This window comes from Clostridium sp. AF20-7 (assembly GCF_003479275.1).
Classification (GTDB): Bacteria; Bacillota; Clostridia; order Lachnospirales; family Lachnospiraceae; genus Otoolea; species Otoolea fessa.
The window spans coordinates 1-4926 of record NZ_QUGF01000021.1 but is presented as its reverse complement, the minus strand read 5'-3'; the positions used below and the strand labels follow the sequence as shown (position 1 = coordinate 4926).

Here is a 4926-nt window from a genome sequence, read left to right as displayed (position 1 = left end):
CCCTGAAAAAAGGCGGTATCCCGCCAGATTTCAGATGCTCTGGTAACTTAGTTGCCGAGTAGTTCACATTTTATGCCATCATAGGAAGAGTCCATTCCGGGATTCAGGGAAAGGACGATTTTTTCGTAATTGTCATTGATTTTTTGAAGAGGGAATAATTCAGGATAAGGTATGATTTGGTGTGAAGAAAATTGGAGGGATGCCTTGGATAGAGTCTGTGAGAACCGTTTTTTTTATGGTATGATAGATAAAAAGAAATCGTTTTATAAATGAAAAATGAGACAAACGGGAATCGCCAGAGAATGAAAAATGGAAACATATAGAGATTTACTATCGCAAATTCATACAAACTGTAAAAACATACCATTTCATAAGAAATTATCAGCCTACAACATTTTTGATGTATTAGAGATACAGAGCCGTGAAGTGATCATGTGCCGTTTTTTGACCAATCTGCTGAATCCAGAGGGAATGCATGGCTGCGGAATCCGGTTTCTGAAATCGTTTATCCGAGATGTGTTGAAAATGGATCCGGTAAGCGATACATTGCTATTGCATACGGAGGTAGTCAAAGAGTACCCGATTGATAAAGAGAGAAGAATTGATATTTTCATACGGAATGCGGAGTATCAGATTCCGATCGAGGTAAAAATCTATGCGGGGGAACAGGAAGGACAGTGTTCGGATTACTTTGAGATGGCACAAAATTCCCGATTGATATATCTAACCCGTTTTGGAACTCCGCCATCTGAGTACAGCCGGAAGAAGAAAGGCGGAGGAAATTTATTACCATTAGGGCAAATCCAGTGTATTTCATGGGCAGAAGATATCTATCGGTGGCTGGAAGGTGAATTGCAAAATTTAAAAGAGCCATTTCGGGCAGTGATGGAGCAATATTTGGATGCGGTACATAGCATAGCGGATGAAAGAGAGAAGAAAGTGGCAGATAAAGTGATTGAGGCATTGTATGAATCGCCGGAAAAATTTCTTGCCGGAATCGAGATTGAAAAATCGATGAAAAAGGCAAAGGTGCGGCTGATTCGCCAGGTGTTTGAAGAATTTCAGCAGCAGATGCAGCCAATTTTAGAAAAATATGGTTTGAAATTAGAAAAGGATAGTGGATATTATTCCTATCAAGATCCGCAGCATGATAAATTTTATGATTGTTACAGCACCTATCCTGGATTGAATTATGTGGTAAAAAAGGCAAAATTTCAAAAAGCGGGTCTGGAACTCTGGTTTCGGATTGAGGTAGAACATAATTTGTTTGCGGGATTCTGCCTGTTTGATAAAGAAGCCAGCTCCAAGGATGGCTTTTCGAAAGGCTATCAGGTAGATGATATAACCGACGGGCTTAAGCAGGAGGCATCCAGATATCTCAAAAAGGAAATAATTCTGCCGGAGGACTGGTGGTTTGCCTGGTGTTATCCGAACGGAAAACGCCACTGCGAAGAGGCAGAAGTGCCGGATTTTAAGCAGATGAATCCGTGTGCGGTTTCACTTGTGGATGAAACGGCGCGGAGGGAGTATGTGAAGCGGGCGTTGGCGGTGTTCGAGAGAGAGCTTTTGGGGTGGCTTTTGTAAAAGGATAAATTGTCGCTGAAACAGAACATCATACTGCACTATAAAAACATATTTACACAAATACAAACATTGCAAATAACAAATATATTTTACCTTGAAACCGAAAGCGAGGCGTTTCACCAAAATGACAAGAGAAGAATTATTTCAATGGGTAAAACAAGAATATGGCACGGAAGCGGAATATCCGTGGAAGGATTCGAACGCAGTGCTGCGTCGGGCGGATAATGATAAATGGTATGGCGTGATTTTGAGTGTTGCAGGGAGTAAGCTGGGGCTGGAGGATGATAATATCATAGATGTTATAAATCTAAAGAGTGATCCGATGCTGATAGGTTCTTTGCGGGGGCAGAAAGGATATTTTCCGGCATACCATATGAACAAGGAGAAGTGGATCAGTGTTTTGCTGGGGGATGCGGGGCTGGATGAGCCGATTAAAAATTTACTTGCGTTAAGCTATGAGCTGACAGCGCCAAAGAAAAAGAAGAATACTTCCAAATAGGGGGGATCTTATGTCAAACTTTGAATTTTTAAAGAATACAAAAGAATATGCATTATTTGCGCCAGCGGTGATGGAAGCGGAACGGGTATATGCATCCGCCCCTGCAATGTGCGCGGTAGGATGCAGAAAGGCATTGGAATTGGCGGTAAAATGGATCTATTCTGCGGATAATACGATGCAAATGCCGTACAAGGACAATTTGCAGTCCCTGATTCATGAGCCGAGTTTCCGTTTCTCGGTTGATTATAATACATGGGGGAAGCTGCCGTTTATTGTGATTATGTCCTGTTTGGAAAGGATGGCAGCCCTCTGGCGGTGGTGGAAGCGAAGCGCACCAGCAAGAATCCGAATGTTGGTCGGAAACAGGTTATGCTGTATGCGGATTGTTTAGAGCGGAAGTTTGGCCGCAGACCGATGATGTTTACGACGAATGGATTTGAAACGTATTTCTGGGATGACAAGACTTCTCCACAGCGTCCGGTCAGTGGCATTTTCAGTAAAGATGATTTGCAGAAGATGATGAACCGACGTTCGGAACATAAGGATTTAATGCAGATTCCGATTGATGATAAAATCACGGATCGTTATTATCAAAAAGAAGCGATCCGGGCGGTGTGCGAACAGATACAGCGCGGTTATCGGAAACATTTGCTTGTGATGGCAACCGGAACTGGTAAAACAAGAACGGCTTCCAGCTTGACGGATGTTTTGAGTCGTGGAAAATATGTGACGAATGTGCTTTTTTTGGCGGATCGGACTGCCTTGGTAAAACAGGCAAAGGATGATTTTAAGAATTATCTGCCGGATATGTCACTTTGCAATCTGTGTACCAATAAAGATGATCGGAATGCACGTATCGTATTTTCAACCTATCCGACGATGTTAAATGCGATTGATGATACGAAAAATAAGGATGGCATCCGCTTGTTTACACCGGCACATTTTGATTTGATTATTATTGACGAAAGCCACCGCAGTATTTTTAAGAAATACCGGGCGATTTTCGAGTATTTTGATGCAATCATGGTTGGTCTGACGGCTACGCCGAAAACGGATGTGGATCGGAATACGTATGATTTCTTTGAAATGGAACATGGTGTGCCGACGTATGCATACGATTATGAGACGGCTGTTTATCAGGATCATGTGCTGGTTCCATATTATAATTATGAGGTAAAGACGAAGTTTCTGGATGAAGGAATTACGTATGATGATTTATTCGATAAGGATAAGGAACGGTATGAGGACGATTTTGTGGAAGATGGTCAGATGCCAGAATTTATTCCTTCTGCGGCGATGAATAAGTTTATCTTTAATGAAGTGACGGTAGATATGGTGCTTCAGGATCTGATGGAACGTGGTATTCATGTGGCTGGCGGCGATCGGATTGGAAAGACAATCATCTTTGCACAGAATAAAAAGCATGCGGAGTTTATTCTGGAACGCTTCAACAAGCTATATCCCAATATTTATCCGGAAAAGAAGGGGATATTTGCACAGAGGGTAATTTGTGATGATGCATACGCCCAGACTGTAATTGATGACTTCAAGGTTGAAAATAAGCCTCCTTTTATTGCGGTATCGGTGGATATGATGGATACGGGGATTGATGTGCCGCAATGTGTAAATCTTGTATTTTTTAAGAAGGTACGTTCTAAGGCAAAATTCTGGCAGATGATTGGACGCGGCACTCGTTTGTGCAAGGGACTTACCTGCATGGATCCGATAGACGGGGAGTATACAGATAAAAGACGTTTCCTGATTTTTGATTATTGTGGGAATTTTGAATATTTTCGTGAACATATAGAAGGTTTTGTGTCGAAGGAGACGAAATCCTTAAGTGAAAATATTTTTGGAAAACAAATCCGGCTCATTTCTCTGCCGCAGGAAGCTTGCTATGCGGAAGGTACTTATGAAGAGTGGCGGAAGGAACTGATATCGGGATGCCATAATCAGCTTGTGGAGTTGGATCCGAAGCTGATTTCTGTAAAGCTTAAATTACAATATGTGGAGAAATTTAAACAAGAGACGGATTTTGACGTGATCAGTGAAGGGGATAAGGGAGAACTTTTACAGCATATTGCGCCGCTGGTGCATTTGAATGATGAAGATGAGCTGGCTAAACGGTTTGACAATTTTATGTATGGTCTGATGCTGGCTTCTATGGAACAGATGCCGTCTTTTAAGAGAGCGAAAAAGGTGCTTTGTGAGATTGCTGGTTTGCTGTCGCGCAAGATCAGTATTCCTCAGGTAAAAGAAAAACTTGATTTTATACAAGAAATTCAGACGGATGAATTTTGGAAGGTAAATGATGTTCTTCAATTTGAACGCGTCCGGCAGAAATTGCGGGAACTGATGAGGTTTTTGGATCAAGATCAGGGGGGCAGGACGATCACGACTCATTTGACAGATTCCATTATCGATCAGCAGGAGGGTGTCCAGTTAGATGCGGCATATGATTTTGAGGATTATCGGGAAAAGGTTAATCGATATATCGGGGAACATGGAAACACACTGGCGATTCATAAATTAACGCACAATATTAAGCTGACACAGGGAGATTATCAGGAGTTAGAGCGGATTCTCACGACGGAACTTGGCGGTAAGGAAGACTACCAGAGGGAGTTTGGAGATACACCATTTGGTCTGATGGTACACAAAATTGCCAAACTGGATCATGAGGCGGCGATGCAGGCATTTTCAGAGTTTATTAACGATCAGTCATTGAAAAACGGCACACCGCATTCTCGTTACTTTAGCCTGCAAATAAAAAGTCAAGACTTAATGGGAAAAAAAATATAAAATTTTACATGGTTAAAATTAGGCACTAAAATAAGACCACC

Annotated in this window: 3 protein-coding genes; all 3 read left to right on the top strand. The window is 41.9% G+C overall.

Going from position 1 to position 4926, the window contains the following annotated elements:
- Positions 1-309: 309 nt before the first annotated feature.
- The 3 genes from DWX68_RS14345 (at position 310) to DWX68_RS14335 (ending at position 4885) form a co-directional block, all read left to right on the top strand.
- Positions 310-1584, top strand: a complete 1275-nt coding sequence (locus DWX68_RS14345; protein WP_118630012.1) for a PD-(D/E)XK nuclease family protein — start codon at positions 310-312, stop codon at positions 1582-1584.
- A 124-nt stretch (positions 1585-1708) separates the two neighbouring features.
- Complete coding sequence (locus DWX68_RS14340) at positions 1709-2083, top strand: MmcQ/YjbR family DNA-binding protein (RefSeq protein ID WP_107001522.1); 375 nt, start codon at positions 1709-1711, stop codon at positions 2081-2083.
- Positions 2084-2335: 252 nt separating this feature from the next.
- On the top strand, positions 2336-4885 hold the full coding sequence (locus DWX68_RS14335; protein WP_347475201.1) for a DEAD/DEAH box helicase family protein: 2550 nt from the start codon (positions 2336-2338) through the stop codon (positions 4883-4885).
- Positions 4886-4926: the final 41 nt, after the last annotated feature.